The sequence below is a fragment of the Algoriphagus zhangzhouensis genome, from assembly GCF_900148515.1.
In the GTDB taxonomy this organism is placed as follows: domain Bacteria; phylum Bacteroidota; class Bacteroidia; order Cytophagales; family Cyclobacteriaceae; genus Algoriphagus; species Algoriphagus zhangzhouensis.
The window spans coordinates 39,906-65,735 of sequence record NZ_FRXN01000006.1; the positions used below are offsets into that span (position 1 = coordinate 39,906).

Here is a 25,830-nt window from a genome sequence, read left to right on the forward strand (position 1 = left end):
CCTGTGATGAATTAGTAATTTCTCTCCTAATTCAGTTTTTCTATGCAGCTTCCAACTGGATGCTAAGTTTTCAATACCTTAAACCCCACATCCAAGCTCGCTTGCTTTCAACGGAAGTCTGGATAAAGTCCTTAACCAATTCCTGATATTCACTGCCTGTTACCTCTCTTCCTTTCAATTTTTTCGGGAAAGAGATGATTTCCTCAGGTTCTCCAAATTCAATTTTTTCAGCCTCAACGATAAGCATACCGTCATTGATGTCATAGGCTAATATTAAACCGGGCAGTCCATATAGCTCTTCAGGACCGACTGGAACGGGGATGTCAGATGCAAACCAAGCAGTGATCTTTTGTCCTTTGATACTGTCTTCACTCACTGCTTTCATACACATATGTCCAAGGATATCGCGTATTTCATTCATTACCCTCCATTTTGGAGGATTCAGGCTGTCACGAACCACATATGTTTTGCCCATTTGATCCATGAATTTCAGATAAGTTTGGTCTTGAAGATTGTTTTCAATGATATAATCTTCTACCTGCCAAGAATAGCTTTGCACTACATAAGGGGCTCCATAGGTGTAGAGACTTTTTTCTGGCCAAAACTGGAGTTTCATCCGTGTGCTATAGCCTTCTTCGTTCCCCCAAGTAAGTAGAATCCTGTCCCTTTCCTGCTGGGTAAGATGGGGGAGACTTGAATAGATTTTGTCATAGAAAATTTTGTATCGATATTCTACCTCTCCCACTATATTTTGGGCTTGTAATCCCGTGGTAATCAGTATCAGCGCAATTGTCTTAAGAATTAATTTCATTGATATAAAAGTTGACGGCTAGTTTGTGTTATCTTCTTTTTTTGATTTCTATTCCTCGCATATTGTAAGTCACTCCAAGTAGGAAATATCTCGATAAAGTTTCAATCCTTCCGGTGGAAACGAAGTTTTGACCGGCGTACTGACTGATTGTTTGATTTTGCTTAAAGATATCATAGGCAGAAAGCCTAACTTCCCATTTTTTAGCCTCACCGAGAAGTTTATAGATAAAGGCATTCATAATGGGTACTTCCTGATCAAATCCAAAGCTTTCATTTTCATATCTGTTATAATTGAATTTCACGTCCAGGTAGAAATTCTTTGGAAGCTTAATGTTCATGTTCGTATAAGCATTCCAGTTAATAATGTCCTGGTTCTGAGAAGGATTCTGTTCGTATTTGGTTTTACTCAGACGGAAAGAGGTACCAGCATATAGGTTAAACCATTCCAAAGGAGTCAGGTCCAGGCTTACCCTAAAATTATGGCTAAAGGTATTTGTTTCCGTTTCCAAGGAATTGATTAGGGTCAGGCTTTTAGTATAGGATGGATTTGCATTAATGAATGCATTGAATTTGGTTTTCACGATAGGGAACCCAAAACCAATGTATGAATAATAGCGCTGTCCTCCAGAAACATTTCCCGCCTTATAAGTAGTGACAAAAGTTTCTGGGTCTATGGTTTGGTTTTGAACCACCTGGCTTTCGTAGAAAGTTGAATTCAAAGAAAATTGGAAATTAATAAATGTAGCTGGGTCATACATATTGTACCCTGCATTTAAGGAATGAGCAACTTCAGGCTTTAGATCGGGATTTCCTTCTCGGATATACAAAGGATTAGAAATGTCCTTGAAAGGCTGTAGATCAGAAATGCTTGGCGGAGTTACTCCCATGGAATATCCTGCGTTGAGACGCTTATTGCCCTTCATGGTTTTCCAGAATGACAGATTTGGAGTTAGATTGAGGTAGTTTTTGTCTACTGTTCCCAGAGTCTCACTGTCTTTTAATACTGAAAACTGACCGTTCAAATTGTAGTTGGATGCTGCCAGACCCACACTTAGGTTGGAGCCTTTGTTGGCATACCTAATACTGGAACCCAATCGGTTGTAAGTAATTGTGTTGTCAAAAAACCGGCTGAGATCAGGGTTCAGCTCTGGAGTATCGCTTGCCTCAACATCGTATACTTTGCGATCAGTTTCGCTATTTGAAAGGCTGAAATTATAGAATGATTCCCAAAAAAGGGTCTTTTTGATAGGCTCAACAAAAAGCAAACTTGTCTTGAATTGGTTAGAACTATTCAATGCTTCATTTACCTGATCCAAATTTCTGAAATAGGTGTTTGGGTCTGTAGAATTAACAAGGTCTACGACAGATTTTTGGATGCCATCTTGGTCTGCTTTGCTATAGGTGTTGCTGATGCTAGCAGCGAAGTTTCTTCCATTTTTCTTGAATTTATGCCTAAAGATTGCAGTGGCTTGGAAGGCGCCAGACCATCTATCGTTTTGGTTATCACGTTCCATTTGGCTTTGTTCGGTACTACTTCGTATCAGCTCTTGCAAACTTGCTAATGAGGTAGTCAGAGAGCTTAGCCTTCCTTTTCCCGTGAGGGTAATGGTATTGGTACTGTCAAGCTCATTTTGAAAACGTAGATTTACCCGGTGATGCCCAGCTACGTTGTTTTGCTTGCTTTTGTCGGTGGAGGTAAAGGAAGTTTCGTCTTCAAGGAATGTGGTTCTGGAATTGAAACTTTCAATGATTTGGTCACTTCGGCTATAGAAATAATTACTACTAAAGTCCTTTTTGTCTTTCAGATAATTATAATTCACTCCAAAAGCCTGGTTGTTCGAAAAGCCTGAACTTAGGTTGTTGAAAGGGATTTCGAAGGATTCTTCACGATCTCCTCCAAATGAAATGAATGACATTCCACCTCCATTAAACCCGAAATCTCCGGTATCTCCAAATTGGAATGCACTGCTCCCCCTAAACTCCTGAAGGTCATCCCAACTCAAACCGGTTTGGTTGACATTATTCCCGTAGCCTATGATTGAAAATTGGTTTGTTTTGTCAAACTTATTAAAGGATGCATTGGAAGACCATCTATCGTCTGTCCCTCCAGCTGCTGAGATCTTTCCGAACCCTCCCTTTTTAGCTTCTTCTTTTAGCTCAACGTTCAACGTTTTTTCTTTCACTCCGTCATCTACTCCCGTGAGTTTGGCCTGTTCTGACTTATCGTCATATAGTTGGAGCTTACTAATGGATTCAGCATTCAAATTTTGGGTAGCCATCTTTGTATTCCCTCCAAAAAACCGTCTGCCGTCAACCGTTACTTTCTGGACTTGTTGCCCTTGAGCAATGATATTTCCATCCGCGTCTATTTGCATCCCGGGGAGTTTTCGGAGAAGTTCTTCAAGAGTCGCTCCAGGTGGCACTTTGAATTTACTTGCGTCATACTCCAATGTGTCTCCACGCATCATCAATGGTGCTTTGGCAGCTTTCACCACCACCTCATATAGCTCTTGGAGTATAGGGATTAGAACAATTTCTTCTAATTCTAATTCGTCAGATTCTGGTAGATTCAGTTCCTTTTGGAAAGGGATGTATCCCATATAAGTTGCTTTGATTAGCAATGGCTGACGATCTACATTCTTGAATTGATATTCTCCTGCCTTATTAGTCAAAGTATAAGCTACCAAGGCAGAATCCTGTGGACTAAGAAGTAGAACAGATGTGTAGTCGAGTGGGGTGTCGGTAGTATCTTTTACCGTTCCCCTAATAGTTAGTTTAGATTGGGCTTGCGTAGCAAATGTGATGGCTAGCAAAAGAAAGAATGAAAGGAAAAATTTCATTTTATTCAAGGTTATATTATTAATTATAAAAGCGGTCTCAAAAACTAGATTCCCTTCCAAAATCATTATCAGCTAATCTTTTTGGAAAATGATGTACTCAAAAATGATAGTGGATGAAACTGAAAAAGTTGAAAAATGGTATGCTTATGTTTTCAACTAAAAGAATCCTTTGTTCATTCACTCGGCCCTGAAGCGTGATTTCCAAAAAATAGAAGTCATTAACCTCCATCTTTTTTGCTTTGCGCAATGCTTGATGATTTCAAAAATCCTATCAATCAATTTTACCTTTCGATTGAAATGAATATTCACCAAACAGTTATTCTGATAAGTATTTTAATGCGATGATATTAACGATTATTTTTTTGAAGTAGCGTAACTACTTTGTTAAATAATGTTAGAGAAAGTTTTAGGATTTGGTATTCCTAGTGAAAAATCAATTAAAAAAGGTCGCTTTTCTAGCAGCGAAATGTGGCTTAGGTAATTCATTTTGCCTTTTTTCTGAAAAAGGAATTACAATGAGTTTATTACTCTTCAAAAATCAGACTGTACTAATTGTCAAGGGTTAAAAAAGAAATAAGCAAATGAAGGGAGAGTTAATCCCCTCTTCATTTGCTAGTTTTTAGGAATGATCTTTTAATTAAAAAATCACCTTTTGTCCTCCCAAGGCATGTAAACGACTTTTTTGGTTTCAAAAAAATCTTCCTTGAAATAGTCTTCCAAATGGTAGGTGACATAGGATTTTCTTGTTTCCTCCATCTCCTCATCTACATCCCCACCTTTGAGGTAAAGGATACCATTTGGGTATTCATTGAAATCTTCTTTCTTGATTTTTCCTTTGACCCAAGGGTAAAAATTTGCCATTCTGGTCACAGCACGGCTCACTACAAAGTCATATTTTCTCACCAAAGATTCAGCTCTTGCTTGCTGGGCTTCCACATTGGAAAGCTTCAGTTGCTTCGCAATGTCCTTGACAACAGAAATCTTTTTGCCAATAGAATCAACTAAATGAAAATGGGTGTCTGAAAAAAGAATAGCTAATGGAATTCCGGGAAATCCACCGCCAGTTCCGATATCCAAAACTTTAGTGCCCGGTTGAAAACTCATCACTTTAGCAATACCCAATGAATGCAATACATGGCGGATATAAAACTGTTCCATATCCTTGCGGCTGATCACATTGATCTTGGAGTTCCACTCGGTATATAAGTCTTGAAGTCGATCCAATTGTTCGATTTGCCTTTCAGTCAAATCAGGGAAATAGAATAGGATCAGCTGTGTTCCTGAATTCATCAGATGTGTTTTTCTTTGCCTGCGGCGATTTCGTAAAGTAATTCCCTAGATCTATGAAGCTGGGCTTTGACAGTTCCAAGTGGTTTGTCTAGTTCTTGCGCGATTTCTTCGTATGAAAGTTCATCGAAATACCGCAATTGAACCAGCTTTCTATATTTCGCAGGAAGTTTGTCCACAAAAATACGAACCATTTCAATTCTTTGGGACTTGATGAATTCGTCCTGAGGATTATTGTCATCATCTTCCACGTCAATGTTTACGGAATTTCCACTATCATCGGAAAGGGTATTGTTCAAACTCATGGTTTTGAGTTTCTTCTTCCTGATGAAATCAATGGTGTTATTTGTGGCAATTCGGAAAAGCCAGGTAGAAAAAGTATAATCCTTTTTAAAACGATGGAGGTTTTTGAAAGCTTTTGCAAAAGCCTCCATGGTCAAATCTTCCGCATCATCGGCATCTCTGATCATTTTCAAGATCATGAAATAAACGGCCTTTTTGTACCGCTTCATAAGGGTAGCGTAGGCCTGCTGATCTTTTTCATCTACCGCTTTGTCGATTAGATCAAAATCTTCCAGTGCCTTATTTGAAAATCCGCGCTCGTTTACTTCCATTGAATGTTTTTTGCCTGATGGGAAACTGATCCCAAAATCCAAAAATAACCTAAATACAAAAAGTCATTGATTAGGATATTTGCAGGAATTTTTGAACCATTGATTTTTTTACTTGCCGAAGAGAAAATCCCCAGCAAGAGTAGTGACCTCACTAGAATAATACCGAAAACTAAAAGAAAATGTTCCCAGTTTCGCTCAATTCCGAAATAAATAAGTAATCCTAGGCTTCCAATCCAGAATAATGCGTGAGAAATAGTGTAAAAACCGATTTTTCTCTTGTCTTCTCCACGATAATATTTTCCGGCGTGAAGATGTCTTTTTTTCTGGATTCTATATTCTTTCCAGTTCTCTTTGGGTTTTGACCAAGTGTTGGCCTCTGGATCCAATACTAGCGAGGAGTTTTTCCCAGTAGCGTATTTGTTGACAAATAGATCATCATCGCCCCCTTCAATATGCCAAAGATCTTTAAATGCCTTGACTTCCATAAAGAAGCTTCGGCGATAGCATAGATTTCTACCAACTCCCATAAATGGAGATTTCCATAAACCAAAGGATACATAATAAAGTGCAGTCTGAAGGGTTTCAAACTGAATCCATTTGTTTAGGAATCCTTTAGCTTGCTCGTAACCGGAATACCCTATTGAAAACGTTTTGTTCTTTTCCCTTATCGGCTGAGTCATTTTTCTGATCCACTGATCGGATGCAGGAATACAATCCGCATCTGTCAATAAAATGACGTCGTTTTTGGCCACTTTGATACCCAAAGTCAATGCATATTTCTTGGCAGTGACATGATCCGGGGTATATTTGATAGTGACAGAGCGAAGACGTGGATAGATTGCCATCATTTCCTCGATCAGGCGCTTGGTTCGATCTGTACTTCTGTCATTGATGATCATGACATCGTATTTCGAATAATCCTGCTCGAAAAGTTTGGGAATCAGAGTCTTGAGGTTTTTAAACTCATTGTGAGCTGCCACCATTACGGTTACAGGCTCTTCTTCGCCCGAATTGGGCTTAGTTTTTGGGGTTTTGAAAAAGGCAGTGCGCCCAAAAATCACCAGTAGGTAGACTACCTGAATGATTATTCCAAATCCAAAGAGAAACCAAAGTAAAAAAAGGCCCATAGGTCGATTTTGCTGGGCAAATATAAAAGCAATTTGAGCATTCATTTAAGAATAAGTGGATATTTTTGCAGGCTAAACCCATCAAAACGTGGATTATCTCCACAGGTCAGAAATCAAAAAAGATGAAGTTTACTTTACAGCATGCTGATCCTCAATCCAAAGCCCGTGCGGGACAACTGGAAACGGATCATGGAACCATCCAAACACCGATATTTATGCCTGTAGGCACTGCTGCCAGTGTCAAGGCAGTTCATCAGCGAGAATTGAAGGAAGATATCAAAGCCCAGATCATTTTGGGGAATACCTATCACCTGTATCTCCGTCCTGGATTGGATGTTCTGGAAAAGGCTGGAGGTCTTCATAAATTCAATGGTTGGGATGGACCGATTTTGACTGACAGTGGAGGGTATCAGGTTTTTTCTCTTTCTGGAACCAGAAAAATCAAGGAAGATGGGGTGATGTTCAAATCTCATATCGATGGTTCGAAGCATCATTTTACCCCTGAGAATGTAATGGATATCCAGCGGACCATAGGTGCTGATATCATTATGGCTTTTGATGAGTGTACTCCTTATCCATGCGAATATGGTTATGCAAGAAATTCGATGGAGATGACCCATCGCTGGTTGGATAGATGTATTGATCGTTTTGATTCCACTGAAGGGAAATACGGTTATAGCCAAACACTTTTTCCAATTGTGCAGGGTTCGGTTTACAAGGATTTACGTCAAAAAAGTGCTGAATTTATTGCTTCTCGAGGAAGAGAAGGAAATGCAATCGGTGGACTTTCTGTAGGTGAGCCTGCTGAGATGATGTATGAGATGACGGAGTTGGTTACTGATATCCTTCCGAATGATAAACCTCGCTATTTAATGGGGGTTGGGACGCCAGCGAATATTTTGGAATGCATCGCTTTAGGCGTAGATATGTTTGACTGCGTAATGCCAACAAGAAACGCCAGAAATGGAATGCTTTTCACCTCAGAAGGTATCATCAATATTAGGAATGAAAAATGGAAGGATGATTTTACTCCTATAGATCCAGCAATTGGAAACTATGCGAGTACATTCTATTCCAAAGCTTATTTGCGTCATTTAACAATTTCTAAGGAGATTTTGGCGGCTCAAATAGCAAGTATTCATAATTTGGCCTTTTATCTTTGGCTTGTCGGACAGGCTCGAGAGCATATCCTAGCGGGAGATTTTGCCGTTTGGAAGGATCACATGGTTAAAAAAGTGAGTACTAGACTCTAATATGAAATTAATCGATAAACTCATCATCAAGGACTTCTTGAAGACCTACTTTTTTGTAGTTCTTATGTTGATCATGGTGGTGTTGGTTTTAGATTTCACCGAGAAAAATGACAAGTATATTTCTAATCAGGTACCGACGAATGAGATACTTCGGTACATGTGGAATTATGGTTTGTACTTGAACAATCTCCTTACTCCAATTACGGTTTTCATTTCCGTGATTTTCATTACTTCTAAAATGGCTGGACGAACAGAGATCGTGGCTATTTTAAGTAGTGGGGTTAGTTTTGTTAGGTTGTTAAGACCATTTCTGATGGGGGCAGCTTTAATTGGGGCTGCTAGCTTTTACCTAAATGGATGGATTCTTCCTGCAGCTACTGAAAGCATGACCGTTTTCAAATTAGTTTACTTAGAAAAGGGTAAAACAACTACCGATCAGAATATTCACATGAAGGTGGGTGAAAATAGCTATGCCTATTTTAGCAGGTTTTACAAAACCAGCAATCAAGGATATAATTTCACGCTAGAAACTATCGAGGATGGGAAGCTACTAGCAAAACTTTCTGCAGATAGGATTGAATGGGATACAGCAAAACATACTTGGACTTTGCGTAATTGGAGGTTGAGAGAGTTAAAGGATCGCAAGGAGATTTGGACTGTGGGAGATGACAGAGACACTGTATTATCAATTGTTCCAGACGATTTTGGAGTTCCTGAAAATCACCATGAAACACTGAAGCTTCCTCAGTTAAGTAGGCAGATTCGGGTATTGGAAGATCGAGGTGCTGACAATGTGGAGTATTATAAAATTGAGCGCTATGTTCGTTTTATGTCGCCATTTGCTGCACTAATCCTGACATTTATTGGAGTGATCATGTCATCGAGGAAGACTCGTGGGGGTTCTGGATTCCAAATTGCAATGGGCTTTTTACTCGCTTTTTTATATATCCTGTTGTTTTTGCTATCGAGAACATTTGCTGAGAATGGAGCCGAATATCCGATTTTGGCTGTTTGGATGCCAAATATTGTTTTTGCTTTGATGGGATTGTTGTTGTACAAAACAGTTCCAAGGTAAATGCAAGGCGGCTCTATCAAAGATTATTTGATGCTTCACCTGATCGTATTGATCTGGGGTTTTACCGCTATTTTAGGTTTACTGATTACACTTCCAGCTCTAGAATTGGTGTTTTATAGGACGCTGATTGCTTCAGTTGGAGTGCTGATATTAATGTGGTTTCGAAAAAAGCCGGTTTTGATTCCTTTTCATGAAATGTGGAAAGTGATTGGGACAGGCTGTTTGATAGCCCTTCACTGGATTCTGTTTTTTGGTTCGGCTAAGGTTTCTACAGCCTCAGTTTGTCTGGCAGGAATGGCTACAACATCCCTTTGGACAGCATTTGTGGAGCCCTTTATTAATAGGACTAAGATCAAATGGTATGAGGTGCTTTTAGGACTGATTGTGATTTCTGGCTTATTGGTCATTTTTAAGTTTGAATCAGGCTACTGGTTGGGTTTGTCGATGGCTTTGGTTTCTGCCTTTTTAGCAGCTGTTTTTTCCGTAATCAATGGTCGTCTGACTCAGCGACATAGTCCCTATCAAATCACTTTCTATGAAATGGCAGGAGCCTGCATCTTTTCTTTACTTTTTTTACCAGTTTATTCTTTTGGATTCAATGATGGGGTGCCAATTCAATGGGCTTGGCATGGTCTAGACTGGTTTTGGTTATTCCTTTTGGGAGGGATTTGTACCGTTTATGCTTTTTCTGTTTCTGTAGAGTTGATGAAAAGATTGAGCGTTTTTTCTATCAATTTGACTGTGAACTTAGAGCCTGTTTATGGGATAGTTCTGGCTGTTTTGATTTTTGGAGAAAGTGAAAAAATGACTCCTGAGTTTTATTATGGTACACTGATTATTCTTATATCCGTATTGATTTACCCAGTATTGAATTATTGGAATAGGAGGAGGAAAAAGCCGGTTAGGACTTTAGGGTAATCAGTTAAAGTTGGTAGGTGAAATTGAAAAATTTTGGATTTACCTCAAGACTTTCAGGTTTTTCATCAAACAATCCAAACATGGTGGATCCAGATCCTGACATGGCGGCATAATAGGCTCCAGCATTATAGAGTTGTGATTTGATTTCGGCGAGCTCTTGATGATTTTGAAAGATACTAGCCTCGAAATCATTTACTAATTCCGCTTTCCACCTGGATTTGTCGGCTAAAACTTCTTCTAGTTTGACCTTCGGGACTCCAGGTGTCACACCCGCATATGCTTCTTTGGTCCCGATATGGATACCCGGGTTTATCAAAACCAAATAAGTCCCTTTCAATGAAATGTCAATTGGTTTCAAGATCTCGCCTCTTCCTTTAGCTATTTTGGGAGTGTTTTCGATAAAGAAGGGACAGTCGCTTCCCAGTAGCGCAGCATATTCTTCCAAGAAAAAATCTTCTAGATGGAGATCGTACAGATTACTCATGAGTTTTAATGCAAAAGCTCCGTCAGCAGAGCCTCCTCCCAAACCTGCTCCCATAGGGATGTTTTTATGTAGATGAATTTTGAGGTTGGGTAGTCCTTGAAAATCCTTTCGCAGTAATTGCTGAGCTTTTAGTATCAAATTATCCTTAGAGTTTCCAGGGATCGGAGTACCAGTGCTTTCCCAGCCGCCTTTTTTATCTATAATGATCTCCAGTGCATCATAAAGTGGTATTGGAACCATGCATGTTTCTATTTCATGGTAGCCATCTTTCCTTTTGGAAGTGATGTGAAGTCCTAAATTGATTTTTGCGTTAGGGAATGATATCATCAGAAAAGCTTTGTGACAAAATTAGAGGGAAATTCGAATTCAAAAAGTTTGAAAAATTAATTAAAGAATCTTCAAAAAAATGAACTCTATTTTAATGAAGATGTTGCTAATGATTTTTTCCTTAAAAAAAAGAAAATCTTTTCTGAGAAATATTGAATTTTATGCAAATCAATATTTAATTTTGAAAATAGTGAAAAAATAAAATCTTGATCTAAAAAATAAGAGAAATCTGGATTTTTTAAAGTATAATATTTCGAAAAAAATTATTTTACAATACTTTATATTTTGCTTCTGTAATAAAAAGGCGAATTAAATATTGTAAGTCTGATTTTTCGGGAGTAAGTTTGAACCATAGTTCTAAGAGGAACTGTATTCAATTCAAAAAAAATATGAACAGAGTGGTCGTTTTGCTAAGCTTTATTATTCTCATTGGATGTTAATGTGAGGCACTAGACTATTATCTAAAATCAAATAAAAAACATAAGTGCCTCAGCCCAATGAGGCACTTTTTTTATACCCTAATAATTATGACCCTGAAAAAGTACAGTTGGGAAATATCTGATAATCCTGAACATCCAGCAGGCATGGCCATGTTGTATGCGACTGGTTTGTCCGATAAGAAAATGAAACAACCCTTTGTGGGGGTAGCTAGCTGCGGCTATGAAAGCAATCCCTGCAATATGCACCTGAACGACTTTGCCGGTCTGATCAAACAATCCTCTCAGGAATATGATCTGACCGGTTTAATTTTTAATACCATTGGAGTTTCTGATGGTACCTCTATGGGAACTTTGGGAATGCGTTATTCTCTGGTCTCCAGAGAAATCATCGCAGATTCTATTGAGTCCTTTATTTTAGGGCACTCTTTTGATGGAACTATCGCTGTAGCAGGATGTGACAAAAACATGCCTGGAGCTGTGATGGGAATGATCCGTACTGATAGGCCCGCAATCATGGTTTATGGTGGTACAATTGCTTCAGGACATTATAAAGGAGAGAAATTGAATATTGTTTCTGCTTTCGAGGCTTTTGGTAAGCGTGTTAATGGGGCGATTTCAGATGAAGATTATGATGGAGTGATTCGTAACGCTTGTCCTGGTCAAGGTGCTTGCGGAGGTATGTATACTGCCAATACTATGTCATCAGCGATTGAGGCTATGGGAATGTCTCTTCCATATTCTTCTTCCTATCCAGCAAATTCTCCAGAGAAGTTGAGAGAATGCCGCGAGGTGAATAAGTACATGAGAATCCTTTTGGAAAAGGATATCAAGCCTAGCGATATCATTACTCGCAAGAGTATTGAAAATGCTGTTGTTGTTGCGATTGCTCTAGGAGGCAGTACCAATGCTGTGATGCACTTAATTGCAATTGCAAGAACTGCAGGAATTGATTTCACCATTGAAGACTTCAAAGCCATCAATGCAAGAGTGCCAATGATAGGTGATTTCAAGCCATCTGGAAAATTCATGATGGAAGATCTTCATGAGCAAGGTGGTGTACCTGCATTCATGAAATACATGCTAAATAATGGATACCTTCATGGAGATTGCCTGACTGTAACAGGAAAAACCCTTGAAGAAAATCTAAAAGATATTGAGCCTGTAACAGTTTCTATGGTCAATGTGATTCATCCTTTGGAAACTCCGATCAAAGCGACTGGACACCTTTGTATCCTATCTGGTAATCTAGCTCCAGAAGGTGCTGTGGCCAAAATAACAGGGAAAGAAGGAAGCTCATTCACTGGTCCGGCTCACGTATTTGATTCTGAGCAGGAAGCCAATGATGCAATCAGAGATCATCAAATCCAAAAAGGAGAAGTGATAGTGATCAGAAATATCGGGCCAAAAGGTGGTCCTGGAATGCCTGAGATGTTGAAACCAACTTCCATGATTATTGGAGCTGGATTGGGATCTGATGTGGCTTTGATTACGGATGGTAGATTCTCTGGTGGAACGCACGGCTTCGTGGTAGGTCACGTGACTCCTGAAGCGTTTTCTGGAGGTCCTATCGGATTGATCAAAGATGGAGACATCATTACTATTGATGCTGATGGATTGACTCTATCCGTGGAGGTAAGTGATGAGGAATTTGCTGAAAGAAAAAAATCTTGGTCTCCTAAAGCCACTGAAGGGCTTCAAGGAACTTTGAAAAAATACAACAAACTAGTTTCTACAGCCTCTGAAGGTTGTGTGACTGATAAATTCTAAGCCTATGAAGGGAACAATGATTAGAGGAGCGGACATCGTTGTCCAATCTCTGATTGCTGAGCAGGCAGAAATCATATTTGGCTACCCTGGCGGGGCCATTATGCCTGTTTACGATGCATTGTATGACTATCATGAACAAATTAAGCATGTGCTGACACGTCACGAGCAAGGAGCAATCCACGCGGCGCAAGGCTATGCACGAGTCTCCGGAAAAGTCGGCGTCTGCTTGGCAACTTCCGGCCCTGGTGCTACAAACCTGATCACAGGTATGGCAGATGCTCAAATAGACAGTACTCCACTCGTCTGTATCACTGGGCAAGTGGCATCTCATTTATTGGGAACGGATGCGTTTCAAGAAACTGATGTCGTTGGTATTTCCATGCCAGGGACCAAATGGAATATCCAGGTTCGTAGAGTAGAAGATATTGCTCCAGCGATTGCAAAAGGATTTTACATCGCAAGATCTGGTCGTCCAGGTCCTGTTTTGATTGATATTACCAAGGATGCACAGGTAGACTTTGGTGAGATGAATTACACTCCTTGTTTAGGCTTTAGATCCTACAAGACGCATATTCCGGTTGAAAAAACTGCAATCAAGCAGGCTGCTGAATTGATTAATAATGCGGAAAGACCCTATGTATTGTATGGTCAGGGTGTAGTTTTGGGAAAAGCGGAAGCTGAATTGAAGTTTTTCTTGGACAAGTCAGGTATTCCGGCTGCTTCAACTTTATTGGGGTCTGGGGCATTGTCTCAGGATCATCCAAACTTTGTAGGAAAGCTTGGTATGCATGGAAACTATGCTCCAAATTTGTTGACCAATAAGTGCGATGTATTGATCGCTGTTGGGATGAGGTTTGACGACCGGGTAACTGGAGATCTGAAAAGATATGCTAAGCAGGCTAAAGTTATTCACTTGGAATTGGATCCTGCTGAGATCAATAAAAATGTAAAAACTGAAGTGGCTGTTTTGGGAGATTGCAAAGAAAGCTTGGCAATGTTGACCGAAGCAGTTGACAAAAAACAGCATCCAGAGTGGATTGCAAGATTCAGAGAGTTGGAGCAGATGGAGAAAGAAGCTGTTGTACAGCATGATGTTACTCCAACCAAAACGGGCTTGACTATGGGTGAAGTGATCAATAAAGTAAATCAGTACAAAGCTGATGATGCTGTATTGGTGACAGACGTTGGTCAGCATCAGATGATCGCTTGGAGATACTTCAATTATAAAAAGAGTAGAACTCAGGTGACCTCTGGTGGATTGGGTACTATGGGCTTTGCTTTACCAGCTGCCCTTGGAGCTCAATTGCATGATTACTCTAGACAAGTAGTCTGTGTAGTAGGTGATGGAGGTATTCAAATGACAATACAGGAATTGGGCGCAATTATGCAGACCAAAGCCCCTGTGAAAATTGTTCTATTGAATAACAATTATCTGGGAATGGTAAGACAATGGCAGCAATTGTTCTTTGACAAGCGCTATTCATTTACCGAATTGGATAATCCTGACTTCGTGAAAATTGCAGAAGCCTATGGGATTGCCGCTCAAAAAGTTACAGAAAGAGGAGATTTGAATGAGGCGATAGAAGATATGTTGATTCACGATGGACCGTATTTCTTGGAGGTAGTCGTGGAAAAAGAAGATAATGTATTTCCTATGATAGCCACAGGTTGTTCTGTGGAGGAAGTCAGATTAAGCTAAAAGAGCCTATGAAGCGTTATACCATCTTTGTCATTACCGAAAACTTTATCGGTATACTCAATCGCATCACCATTATTTTCACCAGAAGGGGGATAAATATCGATGCACTGACAGCCTCTGAAAGTAGACTGGAAGGAATCCACAGAATCACCATTGAGGTGACAGCCTCTGAGGAAACCGTCATTCAGCTCGTCAATCAGATCGAAAAAATCATCGACGTGATTAAAGCATTTTATCATGAAGATGAAGCGGTAGTCTATCAAGAGATAGCCTTGTACAAAATCCCTGTAGCAAAATTGGACGGAGGCTTGGAAAAAGTCATTCGCCAGCACAACGCAAAAATCATTGCTGCAGAACCGGAATTTGTTGTATTGGAATTAACTGGACACAAAGAACAAACACAAGAATTGCTGGAAATTCTTAAAGGTTATGACCTTTTGGAATTCGCCCGATCCGGAAGAGTTGCTGTAGCAAAAAGAATGCTGACCATTGACTCTTTTGTGAAGTAAATAGTTGAAAATCAAACTCAAATAATTAATACCTATCTTATTATGAAATTAAAATTTGGCAACGTTGAAGAGAACGTAGTAACCAGAGAAGAGTTTCCTCTGGAAAAAGCACGTGAAGTATTGAAAAATGAAGTAATCGCTGTGCTAGGCTATGGTGTACAAGGTCCAGGTCAAGCTTTGAACTTGAAGGACAATGGCTTCAACGTGATCGTGGGCCAAAGAAAAGGCTCCAAAACCTGGGATAAGGCTGTCGCTGACGGTTGGGTTCCTGGGGAGACCCTGTTTGAATTGGAGGAAGCTTGCGAAAAAGGGACCATCCTTCAGTTTTTGCTATCTGATGCTGGTCAAATTGCACTTTGGCCAACTGTTAAAAAACACTTGACTCCTGGAAAAGCATTGTACTTCTCTCATGGTTTCGGTGTGACTTACAAAGAGAAAACCGGTATTGTTCCTCCTGCTGATGTGGATGTGATCTTGGTTGCTCCTAAAGGTTCTGGAACATCTTTGAGAAGAATGTTTGTTGAAGGTAGAGGATTGAACTCTTCTTATGCAATCTATCAAGATGCAACTGGAAACGCTAAAGACAGAGTTGTTGCTTTGGGTATCGGTGTTGGTTCTGGATACTTGTTCGAAACTGATTTCTACCGTGAGGTAACTTCTGATTTGACTGGTGAAAGAGGTACTTTGATGGGAGCTATCCAAGGAATCTTTGCTGCTCAGTATGAAGTATTGAGAGCAAATGGTCACACTCCTTCTGAGGCTTTCAACGAAACTGTTGAAGAATTGACTCAGTCTTTGATGCCATTGGTAGCTGAGAACGGAATGGATTGGATGTACGCCAACTGTTCTACTACAGCTCAGCGTGGTGCTTTGGATTGGTGGAAACCTTTCAGAGATGCAACCAAGCCTGTTTTCGAAGAATTGTATGATTCTGTAAAAACTGGTAAAGAAGCTCAGAAGTCTATCGACTCCAACTCTAAAACTGACTACAGAGAGAAGTTGGAAGAAGAATTGAAAGAATTGAGAGAGTCTGAAATGTGGCAGGCAGGTGCTGTCGTCCGTCAGTTGAGACCAGAAAATAACTAAAACCCAAACCTGAAGATTATGAGTGACAAGCTGTGGATATTTGATACTACCCTGAGAGACGGGGAGCAAGTGCCGGGATGTCAGTTGAACACCCGAGAAAAAATTGTGGTGGCGAAAGCTTTAGAAGAACTGGGAGTAGATATTATTGAAGCTGGATTCCCTATTTCCAGCCCAGGTGATTTCAACTCTGTTCAGGAGATTTCGAAGGCCGTTTCTAATCCAATCATTTGTGCCCTTTCTAGAGCTGTAGAAAAGGATATTGAAGTCGCAGCCGCAGCTCTCCAATACGCCAAAAAAGGGCGTATTCATACTGGGATTGGTGTTTCACCTTATCACATTCAATACAAATTACGCTCCACCCCTGACGAGATTATTCGTCGGGGAGTGGCAGCGGTTAAGTTTGCTAGAAACTTTGTAGATGATGTGGAGTTTTACGCTGAGGATGCAGGTCGTTCAGAGCCTGATTTCCTTTGCAAAATCATTGAGGAAGTGATCAAAGCCGGTGCGACAGTCGTGAATATTCCTGATACTACAGGATATTGCCTTCCTGAGCAATACGGAGCGATCATCGCCAATTTGAAAAATAATGTGCCTAACATTGACAAGGCTATCATCGCAACTCATTGTCATAATGATTTGGGTATGGCTACAGCCAATACCGTTGCAGGTGTGCAACACGGTGCTCGTCAAGTTGAGGTTACTATCAATGGTATCGGTGAAAGAGCAGGGAACACTTCTATGGAGGAAGTGGTGATGGCGATCAAATGTCATCAATCCATCCCTGTTCATACAGATATCGTTACCCCTAAAATCTACAAAACCAGTCGCTTAGTTTCTAAGTTGATGAATATGCCTGTTCAGCCAAACAAGGCGATCGTAGGTAGAAATGCTTTTGCTCACTCTTCCGGTATCCACCAAGACGGAGTTTTGAAGCATAGAGAAAACTACGAGATCATCGACCCGAAAGAAGTGGGTGTTGAAGAATCTTCAATTGTATTGACTGCTCGTTCTGGTAGAGCTGCTTTGAAGCACCATTTGGATGCTTTGGGCGTTGAGCTAGAAGGCGAAGAGTTGAGACAAGTTTATGAAGCATTCTTGGTTTTGGCTGATTCAAAAAGAGATATCGGTAGAAAAGATTTGCTTGAATTGGTAGGTAAGTATATGGATGAATCCAATTTTATTGAATTGGAAAATATTTCTTACTCTTCCAATGGTGAGATTAATGCCGAAGTATCCTTGAAAATCGGAAATGATTCCTATTCAGCTTCTTCTACTGGAGTAGGTCCTGTGGATGCGGTTTTGAAGTCTATCGAGCAAATCGTGAAGCCTCAAGTTGATTTGGAAGAATTCCTGATCCAAGCGATTACCCATGGTTCTGACGATGTGGCAAAAGTTCACATGAGATTGATAAAATCCGACAAGCCTTACTATGGATTTGCATCCAACCAAGATATCGTTTTGGCTTCAGCCCAAGCATTTGTAGATGCATTGAACAAAATACCAGTCAAAGAATACGCGACTGCCTAATTATGGAAAAGACAACTTTATTTGATAAAATCTGGGACTCCCACGTGGTCAAATCAGTACCAGCTGGCCCAGATGTTTTCTTCATCGATAAGCATTTTATCCATGAAGTAACCTCTCCTGTAGCATTCCTTAACTTGGAGACTAGAGGTATCGGTGTGAAATATCCTCATCGTACCATAGCTACACCTGATCATAACGTACCTACGGTAGATCAGGACCAAACTATCAAGGACAAACTATCCCGCATGCAAGTTGAAAAGCTTCGTGAAAACTGTAAAAAGTATGGGATTGAATTGCATGACTTGGGTACTGCCCATCATGGAATTGTTCACGTGATCGGACCTGAGCTGGGTGTTACCCAACCGGGAATGACTATCGTTTGTGGTGACTCTCACACTTCTACTCACGGTGCCTTCGGAGCGATAGCTTTTGGTATTGGTACTTCTGAGGTGGAGATGGTTTTGGCTACGCAGTGTATTATGCAGTCCAAACCTAAGAAAATGAGAATTTCCGTTGACGGAGAGCTTGGAAAAGGAGTGACATCTAAGGATATCATCTTGTATATCATTTCCAAAATCTCTGCTGCAGGTGCTACTGGCTATTTTGTAGAATATGCTGGATCTGCGATCCAAAATCTTTCTATGGAAGCGAGAATGACCATTTGTAACATGTCCATCGAAATGGGGGCACGTGGTGGTCTAATCGCTCCGGATGAAACTACATTCAACTACTTGGAAGGAAAGCAATATGCACCTCAAGGTGAAGAGTGGGACAAAGCTGTAGCTTATTGGAAAACTTTGAAAACAGACGAAGGAGCTACTTTCGACAAAGAATATAACTTCGATGCTGCTGATATTGAGCCGATGATTACCTATGGAACCAATCCAGGAATGGGAATCAAAGTGGTAGGTAACATTCCTTCAACTGAAGGTATGGAAGGATCTAATAAGACTTCTTATTTGAAATCTTTGAACTACATGGGCTTCGAGCCAGGTGAGCCTGTGAAAGGTAAGCAAGTAGACTATGTGTTCGTAGGGTCTTGTACCAATGGTCGTATCGAGGATATCCGCGCAGTTGCTGAGTTTGTAAAAGGACATAAAAAAGCAGATAATATTACTGCCTGGATCGTTCCAGGTTCTAGAGAAGTTGAAAAACAAGCTCATGAAGAAGGTTTGGTGAAAATCTTGGAAGAAGCTGGGTTTGAATTGCGTCAGCCTGGTTGTTCAGCTTGTCTTGCCATGAATGATGACAAGATTCCTTCTGGAAAATATGCTGTTTCCACCTCTAACAGAAACTTCGAAGGTCGTCAAGGACCAGGAGCGAGAACCATGTTGGCATCTCCTCTGACCGTAGCAGCAGTAGCTGTTACAGGTAAAATCACTGATCCAAGAGAGGTTTTTGAAAATTAAAAAGTAGAAAAAATGGCTTACGATAAATTTACAGTATTGACCAGCACAGCAGTTCCATTGCCTACAGAGAATGTGGATACTGATCAAATTATCCCTGCTCGTTTCTTGAAAGCAACAGAAAGAGCCGGATTTGGTGATAACTTGTTCCGTGACTGGAGATATGACGTAGAAGGAAATCCTAAAAAGGACTTTGTTCTCAACGACCCTACTTATAGTGGAAAAATCTTGGTTGCAGGTAAAAACTTCGGCTCTGGCTCCAGCCGTGAGCACGCTGTTTGGGCAATCTATGATTATGGATTCAGATGTGTGGTTTCCAGTTTCTTTGCAGATATCTTCAAGAATAACTGCTTGAACATTGGAGTACTTCCAGTGACAGTTTCTCCTGAATTTGCTGACAAGCTTTTGGCTGCTATCGAAGCAGAACCAAGCACTGAGATCGAAGTCAATTTACCTGAGCAAAAGATTACTCTTTTGTCAACTGGTGAATTTGAATCTTTCGATATCAACGAGTACAAAAAAAGTAACATGCAAAACGGTTTTGATGATATCGACTATTTGTTGAACATGTCAACCGAAATCGACGCATTTGCTGCTGATCGTTAAGCGATCCCAACCCAATTCGAATTAGAATGACGGCTAATCGCAAAATAGAAATAATGGATACAACCCTGAGGGATGGTGAACAGACCTCAGGTGTTTCCTTTCTGCCATCAGAAAAACTCCAGATAGCAAAGCTCCTGCTCGATGAATTGAAAATTGATCGGATTGAAGTTGCTTCTGCAAGAGTTTCTGACGGTGAATTGGAAGGTGTTCAGAAAATTACCCAATGGGCTGCCCAAAAGGGGTATTTGGATCGTGTGGAGGTATTGGGCTTTGTAGATACGCCTGCTTCTGTAGATTGGATACTTTCTGCCGGAGCCAAAGTGATGAATTTGCTTACCAAGGGTTCTTTGAATCATTTGGTGCACCAGTTGAAAAAAACTCCAGAACAGCATTTTGCAGATATTGAAAAGTCTATCAACTATGCCAGAGAAAATGGTGTAGCAGTTAATGTCTATTTGGAAGATTGGTCCAATGGTATGAGAAACTCGAAAGAGTACACCATGGACTTGATTGAGTTTTTGACCAAGCAGCCAGTTGTCAGGATCATGCTTCCTGATACCTTGGGTTTACTTTCTCCGGATGAAGTGAGGGATTATTTTGATTTAATCAGAGAAAAATTCCCGACAGCTCATTTCGATTTCCACGCACACAACGATTACGATCTTTCTGTGGCCAATGTCATGGAGGCTTTGCTTCATGGAGCATCTGGTCTTCATACGACCATCAATGGTTTGGGTGAAAGAGCTGGGAATGCGCCTTTAGAGTCTGTGATCGCCGTGATCAAAGATTTTACTGATCTGGAGATTGGGGTGCAGGAGCAAAAGATCTTCCGTGTTTCTAAATTAGTAGAGCAATTTTCAGGGCAACATATCCCTGCGAACAAACCTGTAGTTGGTGAAAATGTATTTACCCAAACTGCTGGAATCCACGCAGACGGAGACAATAAAAAGAACCTGTATTTCAATGATCTGATGCCGGAAAGATTTGGTCGTCAGAGAAAATATGCCTTGGGGAAAACTTCCGGAAAGGCGAATATTTTAAAGAATTTGGAGGAACTCGGTATTTCATTGGAGAAAGATGAATTAGCTAGAGTGACTCAGCGTATCATTGAATTGGGCGATAAAAAGGAGAGGGTAACCACCGAAGATTTGCCATACATAATTTCTGATGTGTTGCAAAACAATTCTATCTCCAAGCATATCAGCATTGAAGGTTATCACATGACCCATTCCAAGGGTTTAAAGCCAACAGTTCAATTGAGGATGAAAATTTTCGGGAAATTTTATGATGAAATCGCAACCGGAGACGGTCAGTATGATTCATTCATGAAAGCCTTGAAAAAGATTTATAAAACCTTAGGAAAAGAACTTCCAAGGTTGACAGATTACCATGTTTCTATTCCTCCGGGAGGTAAAACCGATGCATTTGTGGAGACGGTGATTACCTGGGAGTATGGCAAAATATTTAAAACGAAAGGCTTGGATGCCGATCAAACGGTGGCTGCGATGATGGCTACCGAAAAAATGCTAAACATCATCGAATCAATTAATTATAATCCAGATAAAGAAGAATCCACTTACTATGGAAATGAATATCGCGCTGTTGCCGGGTGACGGCATCGGTCCTGAAGTGATTGCTCAAGCAGTCAAAGTAGTTAAAGCCGTTGGACAGAAATTCGGTCATGAAATCAGTTTCAAAGAAGGAGTAGTCGGTGCTGCGGCAATCGATGCAACTGGAGATCCTTATCCAGATGCTACTCATGAAATTTGTGCTGCTGCAGATGCGGTACTTTTCGGTGCTATTGGAGATCCAAAATATGACAATGATCCTAAGGCTAAGGTTCGTCCAGAGCAAGGATTGTTAAGAATGCGTCAGAAATTGGGCTTGTTTGCTAACGTAAGACCTACTTTTACATTCCCTTCTTTGGTGCATAAGTCTCCGTTAAAATTGGAAAGAGTGGAAGGTGTTGATTTCGTTTTCTTCAGAGAATTGACTGGTGGTGTTTATTTCGGAGAGCCAAGAGGCAGAAACGAGCAAGGAACCAAAGCTTTCGATACCAATGTGTATAGCAAAGAAGAAATCGTCCGCTTGGCAAGAATGGGCTTTGAAGCTGCACAAAAGAGAAGAAAAGTTTTGACCTGTGTGGATAAAGCTAACGTAATGGCTACTTCCAGATTGTGGAGAGAGACTGTTCAAGAATTGGCAGCTGAATATCCAGATGTGAAAGTAGAATACGAATTTGTAGATGCTGTTGCAATGAGGTTGATCCAATGGCCAAAAGCATACGACGTATTGATCACTGAAAACCTTTTTGGTGATATCTTGACCGATGAGGCTTCTGTGATTTCAGGTTCTATGGGCTTGATGCCATCTGCTTCTTTGGGTTCCAATGTTAAATTGTTTGAGCCAATTCACGGTTCTTATCCTCAAGCTGCTGGTAAAGACATAGCCAACCCATTGGCAACCGTTCTTTCCGCTGCGATGATGTTTGAGTACGCTTTTGATATGAAAGAAGAAGCGAAAGCTATTTCTGACGTGGTGAATCTTTCACTTGCCGAGGGAGTGGTGACAGAAGATATCGCAGAAGGCGGAAAAGCCTACAAAACTTCAGAAGTCGGCGATTGGTTGGCTGCGAAGATTTTGGGTTAAAACTTATCCTTACAAAACTTCAGCTATTCGAGATTTGCAATCTCGAATTTCAAAAGAAAAACCACCTCAGAAACGGGGTGGTTTTTTTGACGATTTTATGGCTTGATCTATTGCATTCATCTTTGCGTTTGGAGGAGATGGCTTTCGGTCTTTTTTAATTCGGTAGAAAATATAGAAGCTAAAAAGCAAACAAATCAAGATGAAAAAAATATAAACAATCATTGGGACACCCTCAACGTGGTGAGGTCTAGCTGCCCAACTTTTACTTGGGTTTAAATCATTCATGGTCTTTGACTAATTCTTTGACGGAAATATCCTCATCGATCATAGGCCAGTGGATTCCATAGCCGGATGGAGAAATTTTGTATAAAATACGTTCTTCCTCTGAAGCTTCAAAAAGCCTAGTGGAAACTTCCCTTACATCCAGAATCACTTTCACCCCGTTTCTTGAGATTATCATCCGGTCTTCAAAGAAAGTTACTTCAGTTTCCATAATCCCAAATTCAATCCCTCGCCGGATTGATCATGATATGTGCACGGTGTGTTCCTGGATTCATAATCCATGGCAGTCCTGGTCCTGCAGGGCTTAAAGGGAGTCCTGTGCTTTCAGCGGTAGCCCAAGGAATATAAATCACTGATCGTGTATAGGTGTTATTTGCCTCTCCAGTAGCCCAATTCACATCAGCTTCATCAGCAGTCAGAGCATTTAAAACACTTCCTTGATCAGGCAATTGGAGCTTCCCGTCTTTTGATTCTGCTTCTCTGATATCAAAGATTTCCTGAAAAGTATTCCCTTCTTTTTTGAGTTCCCATCCTCTAGTCATAAATGGCTGAGCGGAAATATGATAACTCGCAACACTAAGACCTTCTCTATTTGGATCATCACCCAGGCAAACCGTTTGGTTACTTCCTTGTCTAAGAAGGATAATGTCTCCATCAGTATCGTATCCATAAACTGTGGCATTTTCCCGTTGATCCTCAGGGGCAGCCAGCAGTGCCATTACTATCTGAATATCTTTGGAAGGAGCTGTTTGTGCATATGCAGAAATTCCTGCAAATATTAAAAGGGTGCTTATAATTGCTTTCATAAGAGTATTTTTGGGTTTAGATCAAGTTAGTCATACCATATCAACTCTCCAAGAATTGAATATAGTGGAGTTTTTAACCTAAGAAGATTTGCAGCTAAGACCTATTACTTACCTATTCACCATTTCCTATTTCGGTGCCAGATATAAAGGGTGGGCGATCCAAAAGGGTCAACCGACTATTCAAGGGAAAATCGAACGTGTGTTTCGCTATGTATTGGGGCATAATGACTTTACGATCATGGGGGGGAGTAGAACGGATTCTGGGGTTAGTTGTAAGCAGGGATATTTCCAGATTTTCTTAAAATTTGAGGTTGATTGGCAGGAACTGATTCCTGTATTAAATGAGAATTTAGGGGGAGAGATTTTGATCCACGAGGTAAAACAAGTGGATAGATCTTTTAATTTGATTCAGGAAATTCAGAAGAAAACCTATCGATATTTCTTTGCTCGAAATGCTGATCATGCTTTTTCTTCCTCATTTGTAGTTCCCGTTTTCAAGGATTTGAGATTGGATCAAATGAATCTGGCAGCAAAGGCATTCGAAGGAAGCTATGATTTTAAGGCTTTTTGTACACCATCGGATACAAAATCAAATTTTACCCGAACAATAAATTTTTCTGACATCCGCCTAGAAAAAGGATTGGGTATAGATTTTTTTCAGGATAAAATCTATTGCTTTGAAGTCGAAGGAGATGGGTTTTTGCATCATCAAGTTCGGAAAATGATGAGAGCTATTTGGTATGTTGGGGCTGGAGAATGGAGCTTGGAGGAAATTCAGAATAGACTTTCGAACCCGGATTCAGATTGGGAGAAAATACCAGCCGCTCCTGCTTATGGTTTATTCCTTTGGGAAACTCAGCTTAAATAAATCTCTAGGCGTTTTATGAAGTGAACTTTTCAACCTTTCAACTTTTTCACTTTCCAACTCTATTTTCCCTACCTTTGCACTCTCAAATCGACAAATAGCAGTGAAAGCGAGAACATTAAAAAAAGATAAGGTCAATATCATTACCATGGGATGCTCCAAAAACTTGGTGGATTCCGAAGTGCTTTTGACACAGTTGAAGGGGAATGGAATCAATGCAAGTCATGAATCCAATACTGATGACAACAATATCATTATCATCAATACTTGTGGGTTTATCGATAATGCCAAGCAGGAATCCATCGATACGATTTTGCAATATGTTGATGCGAAAGAGCAGGGTTTGGTTGATAAAGTCTATGTGACAGGCTGTCTTTCTCAGCGCTATAAAGACGATTTGGAAAAAGAAATTCCTCAGGTAGATGCTTTCTTTGGGACACGTGATTTACCTGCTATTTTGAAGAAATTCAAGGCAGATTACAAGCATGAATTGGTAGGTGAAAGATTATTGACTCACTCTTCCCATTATGCTTACATGAAGATTTCCGAAGGTTGTGATCGCCCTTGTTCTTTCTGCGCTATTCCTTTGATGAGAGGCGGACATATTTCCAGACCTATCGAGGAGTTGGTGAAAGAAGCAGAGCATAAAGCTGCAAATGGCACCAAAGAGCTTTTGTTAATTGCTCAGGATTCAACCTATTATGGTTTGGATATTTATAAAAAGAGAAATCTTGCTGAATTGATGCGTAGACTTTCTGATGTGAATGGCATCGATTGGATCCGTTTACATTATGCCTACCCAACCGGTTTCCCAATGGATGTGATTGAGGTAATGAAAGAGCGTGATAATATCTGCAACTACCTGGATATCCCATTGCAGCATGGTTCAACAGATGTGTTGAAAGCGATGCGTCGTGGAACAACCCGTCAGAAGCAAGAAGATTTGATTCACAGCATCCGAGACATTCTTCCAGATATCGCTATTCGAACTACCCTAATTGCTGGGCATCCGGGAGAAGGAGAAAAGGAATACCAAGAAATGGTAGACTTCGTGGAGAGAATGAAATTTGAGCGATTGGGTGTGTTTACCTACTCTCATGAGGAGAATACGCATGCTTTCACCATGGAAGATTCCATTCCTCAGGAAGTGAAGCAAGAGCGTGCCAATAACTTGATGGAGATTCAGGAGCAAATTTCTTATGATTTGAATCAGGATAAAGTTGGAAAGATTTTCAAGGTTTTAATAGATAAAAAAGAAGGTGGTCACTTCGTAGGCCGAACAGAATACGATTCTGTGGAAGTAGATAATGAAGTTTTGATTGATGCTTCCAAAGATTATTGCCGAGTGGGTGATTTTGTAAATGTAAAAATTACCGAGGCAACCGAGTTTGATTTGTATGGCTCTGTAGTAGAGTAAAGCCTTGAAAAATATAAGCTACTTCTCCGGAAGTAG

The 25,830-nt window shown here is 40.4% G+C and carries 22 protein-coding genes; 14 read left to right on the plus strand and 8 right to left on the minus strand.

Annotated features, from left to right (window positions below; all coding sequences use genetic code 11):
* Nucleotides 1-70: 70 nt before the first annotated feature.
* From BUF13_RS17960 to BUF13_RS17980, 5 genes are all read right to left on the minus strand, one after another.
* Complete coding sequence (locus tag BUF13_RS17960) at nucleotides 71-811, minus strand: GLPGLI family protein (RefSeq protein WP_073573214.1); 741 nt, start codon at nucleotides 809-811, stop codon at nucleotides 71-73.
* A gap of 28 nt (nucleotides 812-839) precedes the next feature.
* Entirely contained in the window at nucleotides 840-3,650 is a 2,811-nt protein-coding gene (locus tag BUF13_RS17965) for an outer membrane beta-barrel family protein (RefSeq protein WP_073573481.1), read from the minus strand.
* A 645-nt stretch (nucleotides 3,651-4,295) separates the two neighbouring features.
* Nucleotides 4,296-4,940 (minus strand): 16S rRNA (guanine(527)-N(7))-methyltransferase RsmG, encoded by a 645-nt coding sequence (rsmG, locus tag BUF13_RS17970; protein WP_073573215.1) that lies wholly within the window; start codon nucleotides 4,938-4,940, stop codon nucleotides 4,296-4,298.
* Nucleotides 4,940-5,551 (minus strand): sigma-70 family RNA polymerase sigma factor, encoded by a 612-nt coding sequence (locus BUF13_RS17975; protein ID WP_073573216.1) that lies wholly within the window; start codon nucleotides 5,549-5,551, stop codon nucleotides 4,940-4,942. Before BUF13_RS17975 ends, rsmG begins: the two co-directional genes overlap by 1 nt.
* The gene (locus tag BUF13_RS17980) at nucleotides 5,542-6,678 is read right to left on the minus strand and encodes a glycosyltransferase (protein ID WP_073573482.1); all 1,137 of its coding nucleotides are present in this window, start codon (nucleotides 6,676-6,678) and stop codon (nucleotides 5,542-5,544) included. The genes BUF13_RS17975 and BUF13_RS17980 overlap by 10 nt, the downstream gene beginning before the upstream one ends.
* Before the next feature lie 122 nt (nucleotides 6,679-6,800).
* On the opposite strand from BUF13_RS17980, the gene tgt reads away from it, so the two are divergent.
* From tgt to BUF13_RS17995, 3 genes are read left to right on the plus strand one after another with little or no spacing between them, the layout of a single operon-like run.
* A complete protein-coding gene (gene tgt, locus BUF13_RS17985) occupies nucleotides 6,801-7,931 on the plus strand; it encodes a tRNA guanosine(34) transglycosylase Tgt (RefSeq protein ID WP_073573483.1) in 1,131 nt (376 codons plus the stop codon).
* A gap of 1 nt (nucleotide 7,932) precedes the next feature.
* The gene (locus tag BUF13_RS17990) at nucleotides 7,933-9,006 is read left to right on the plus strand and encodes an LptF/LptG family permease (protein WP_073573217.1); all 1,074 of its coding nucleotides are present in this window, start codon (nucleotides 7,933-7,935) and stop codon (nucleotides 9,004-9,006) included.
* On the plus strand, nucleotides 9,007-9,924 hold the full coding sequence (locus tag BUF13_RS17995; RefSeq protein WP_073573218.1) for a DMT family transporter: 918 nt from the start codon (nucleotides 9,007-9,009) through the stop codon (nucleotides 9,922-9,924). It abuts the gene before it with no gap.
* A 4-nt stretch (nucleotides 9,925-9,928) separates the two neighbouring features.
* Here BUF13_RS17995 and ispE read toward each other — a convergent pair whose 3' ends face one another.
* Nucleotides 9,929-10,735 (minus strand): 4-(cytidine 5'-diphospho)-2-C-methyl-D-erythritol kinase, encoded by an 807-nt coding sequence (gene ispE, locus BUF13_RS18000; protein WP_073573219.1) that lies wholly within the window; start codon nucleotides 10,733-10,735, stop codon nucleotides 9,929-9,931.
* A 527-nt stretch (nucleotides 10,736-11,262) separates the two neighbouring features.
* Here ispE and ilvD point away from each other — a divergent pair.
* The 9 genes from ilvD to leuB are packed head-to-tail and all read left to right on the plus strand — an operon-like array spanning nucleotide 11,263 to nucleotide 22,424.
* On the plus strand, nucleotides 11,263-12,942 hold the full coding sequence (gene ilvD, locus BUF13_RS18005) for a dihydroxy-acid dehydratase (RefSeq protein ID WP_073573220.1): 1,680 nt from the start codon (nucleotides 11,263-11,265) through the stop codon (nucleotides 12,940-12,942).
* Nucleotides 12,943-12,946: 4 nt separating this feature from the next.
* Nucleotides 12,947-14,641: a biosynthetic-type acetolactate synthase large subunit gene (ilvB, locus tag BUF13_RS18010; RefSeq protein WP_243839775.1), complete on the plus strand. Its 1,695-nt coding sequence runs from the start codon at nucleotides 12,947-12,949 to the stop codon at nucleotides 14,639-14,641.
* Between the two features lie 8 nt (nucleotides 14,642-14,649).
* Nucleotides 14,650-15,150, plus strand: coding sequence for an acetolactate synthase small subunit (gene ilvN / locus BUF13_RS18015; RefSeq protein WP_073573484.1), 501 nt, complete (start codon nucleotides 14,650-14,652; stop codon nucleotides 15,148-15,150).
* A 42-nt stretch (nucleotides 15,151-15,192) separates the two neighbouring features.
* Nucleotides 15,193-16,236, plus strand: coding sequence for a ketol-acid reductoisomerase (gene ilvC, locus BUF13_RS18020; protein WP_073573221.1), 1,044 nt, complete (start codon nucleotides 15,193-15,195; stop codon nucleotides 16,234-16,236).
* A gap of 18 nt (nucleotides 16,237-16,254) precedes the next feature.
* The gene (locus BUF13_RS18025) at nucleotides 16,255-17,763 is read left to right on the plus strand and encodes a 2-isopropylmalate synthase (RefSeq protein ID WP_073573222.1); all 1,509 of its coding nucleotides are present in this window, start codon (nucleotides 16,255-16,257) and stop codon (nucleotides 17,761-17,763) included.
* Between the two features lie 2 nt (nucleotides 17,764-17,765).
* The gene (gene leuC / locus BUF13_RS18030; protein ID WP_073573223.1) at nucleotides 17,766-19,172 is read left to right on the plus strand and encodes a 3-isopropylmalate dehydratase large subunit; all 1,407 of its coding nucleotides are present in this window, start codon (nucleotides 17,766-17,768) and stop codon (nucleotides 19,170-19,172) included.
* 12 nt (nucleotides 19,173-19,184) lie between these two features.
* Nucleotides 19,185-19,775 carry a 3-isopropylmalate dehydratase small subunit gene (leuD, locus tag BUF13_RS18035; RefSeq protein ID WP_073573224.1) on the plus strand — a complete coding sequence of 197 codons (591 nt, stop codon included), beginning with the start codon at nucleotides 19,185-19,187 and terminating at the stop codon, nucleotides 19,773-19,775.
* Between the two features lie 26 nt (nucleotides 19,776-19,801).
* Nucleotides 19,802-21,388, plus strand: coding sequence for an alpha-isopropylmalate synthase regulatory domain-containing protein (locus BUF13_RS18040; RefSeq protein ID WP_073573225.1), 1,587 nt, complete (start codon nucleotides 19,802-19,804; stop codon nucleotides 21,386-21,388).
* Complete coding sequence (gene leuB, locus BUF13_RS18045) at nucleotides 21,357-22,424, plus strand: 3-isopropylmalate dehydrogenase (RefSeq protein ID WP_073573226.1); 1,068 nt, start codon at nucleotides 21,357-21,359, stop codon at nucleotides 22,422-22,424. Before BUF13_RS18040 ends, leuB begins: the two co-directional genes overlap by 32 nt.
* Nucleotides 22,425-22,701: 277 nt before the next feature.
* Here leuB and BUF13_RS18055 read toward each other — a convergent pair whose 3' ends face one another.
* Both BUF13_RS18055 and BUF13_RS18060 read right to left on the minus strand, forming a co-directional pair.
* Nucleotides 22,702-22,917 (minus strand): DUF2442 domain-containing protein, encoded by a 216-nt coding sequence (locus BUF13_RS18055; RefSeq protein WP_073573228.1) that lies wholly within the window; start codon nucleotides 22,915-22,917, stop codon nucleotides 22,702-22,704.
* 10 nt (nucleotides 22,918-22,927) lie between these two features.
* Nucleotides 22,928-23,512, minus strand: coding sequence for a hypothetical protein (locus tag BUF13_RS18060; protein ID WP_073573229.1), 585 nt, complete (start codon nucleotides 23,510-23,512; stop codon nucleotides 22,928-22,930).
* Between the two features lie 88 nt (nucleotides 23,513-23,600).
* Between BUF13_RS18060 and truA the strand changes: the two genes are divergently transcribed.
* Both truA and rimO read left to right on the plus strand, forming a co-directional pair.
* The gene (gene truA / locus BUF13_RS18065) at nucleotides 23,601-24,380 is read left to right on the plus strand and encodes a tRNA pseudouridine(38-40) synthase TruA (protein WP_073573230.1); all 780 of its coding nucleotides are present in this window, start codon (nucleotides 23,601-23,603) and stop codon (nucleotides 24,378-24,380) included.
* 100 nt (nucleotides 24,381-24,480) lie between these two features.
* Complete coding sequence (gene rimO / locus BUF13_RS18070; protein ID WP_073573231.1) at nucleotides 24,481-25,794, plus strand: 30S ribosomal protein S12 methylthiotransferase RimO; 1,314 nt, start codon at nucleotides 24,481-24,483, stop codon at nucleotides 25,792-25,794.
* Nucleotides 25,795-25,830: the final 36 nt, after the last annotated feature.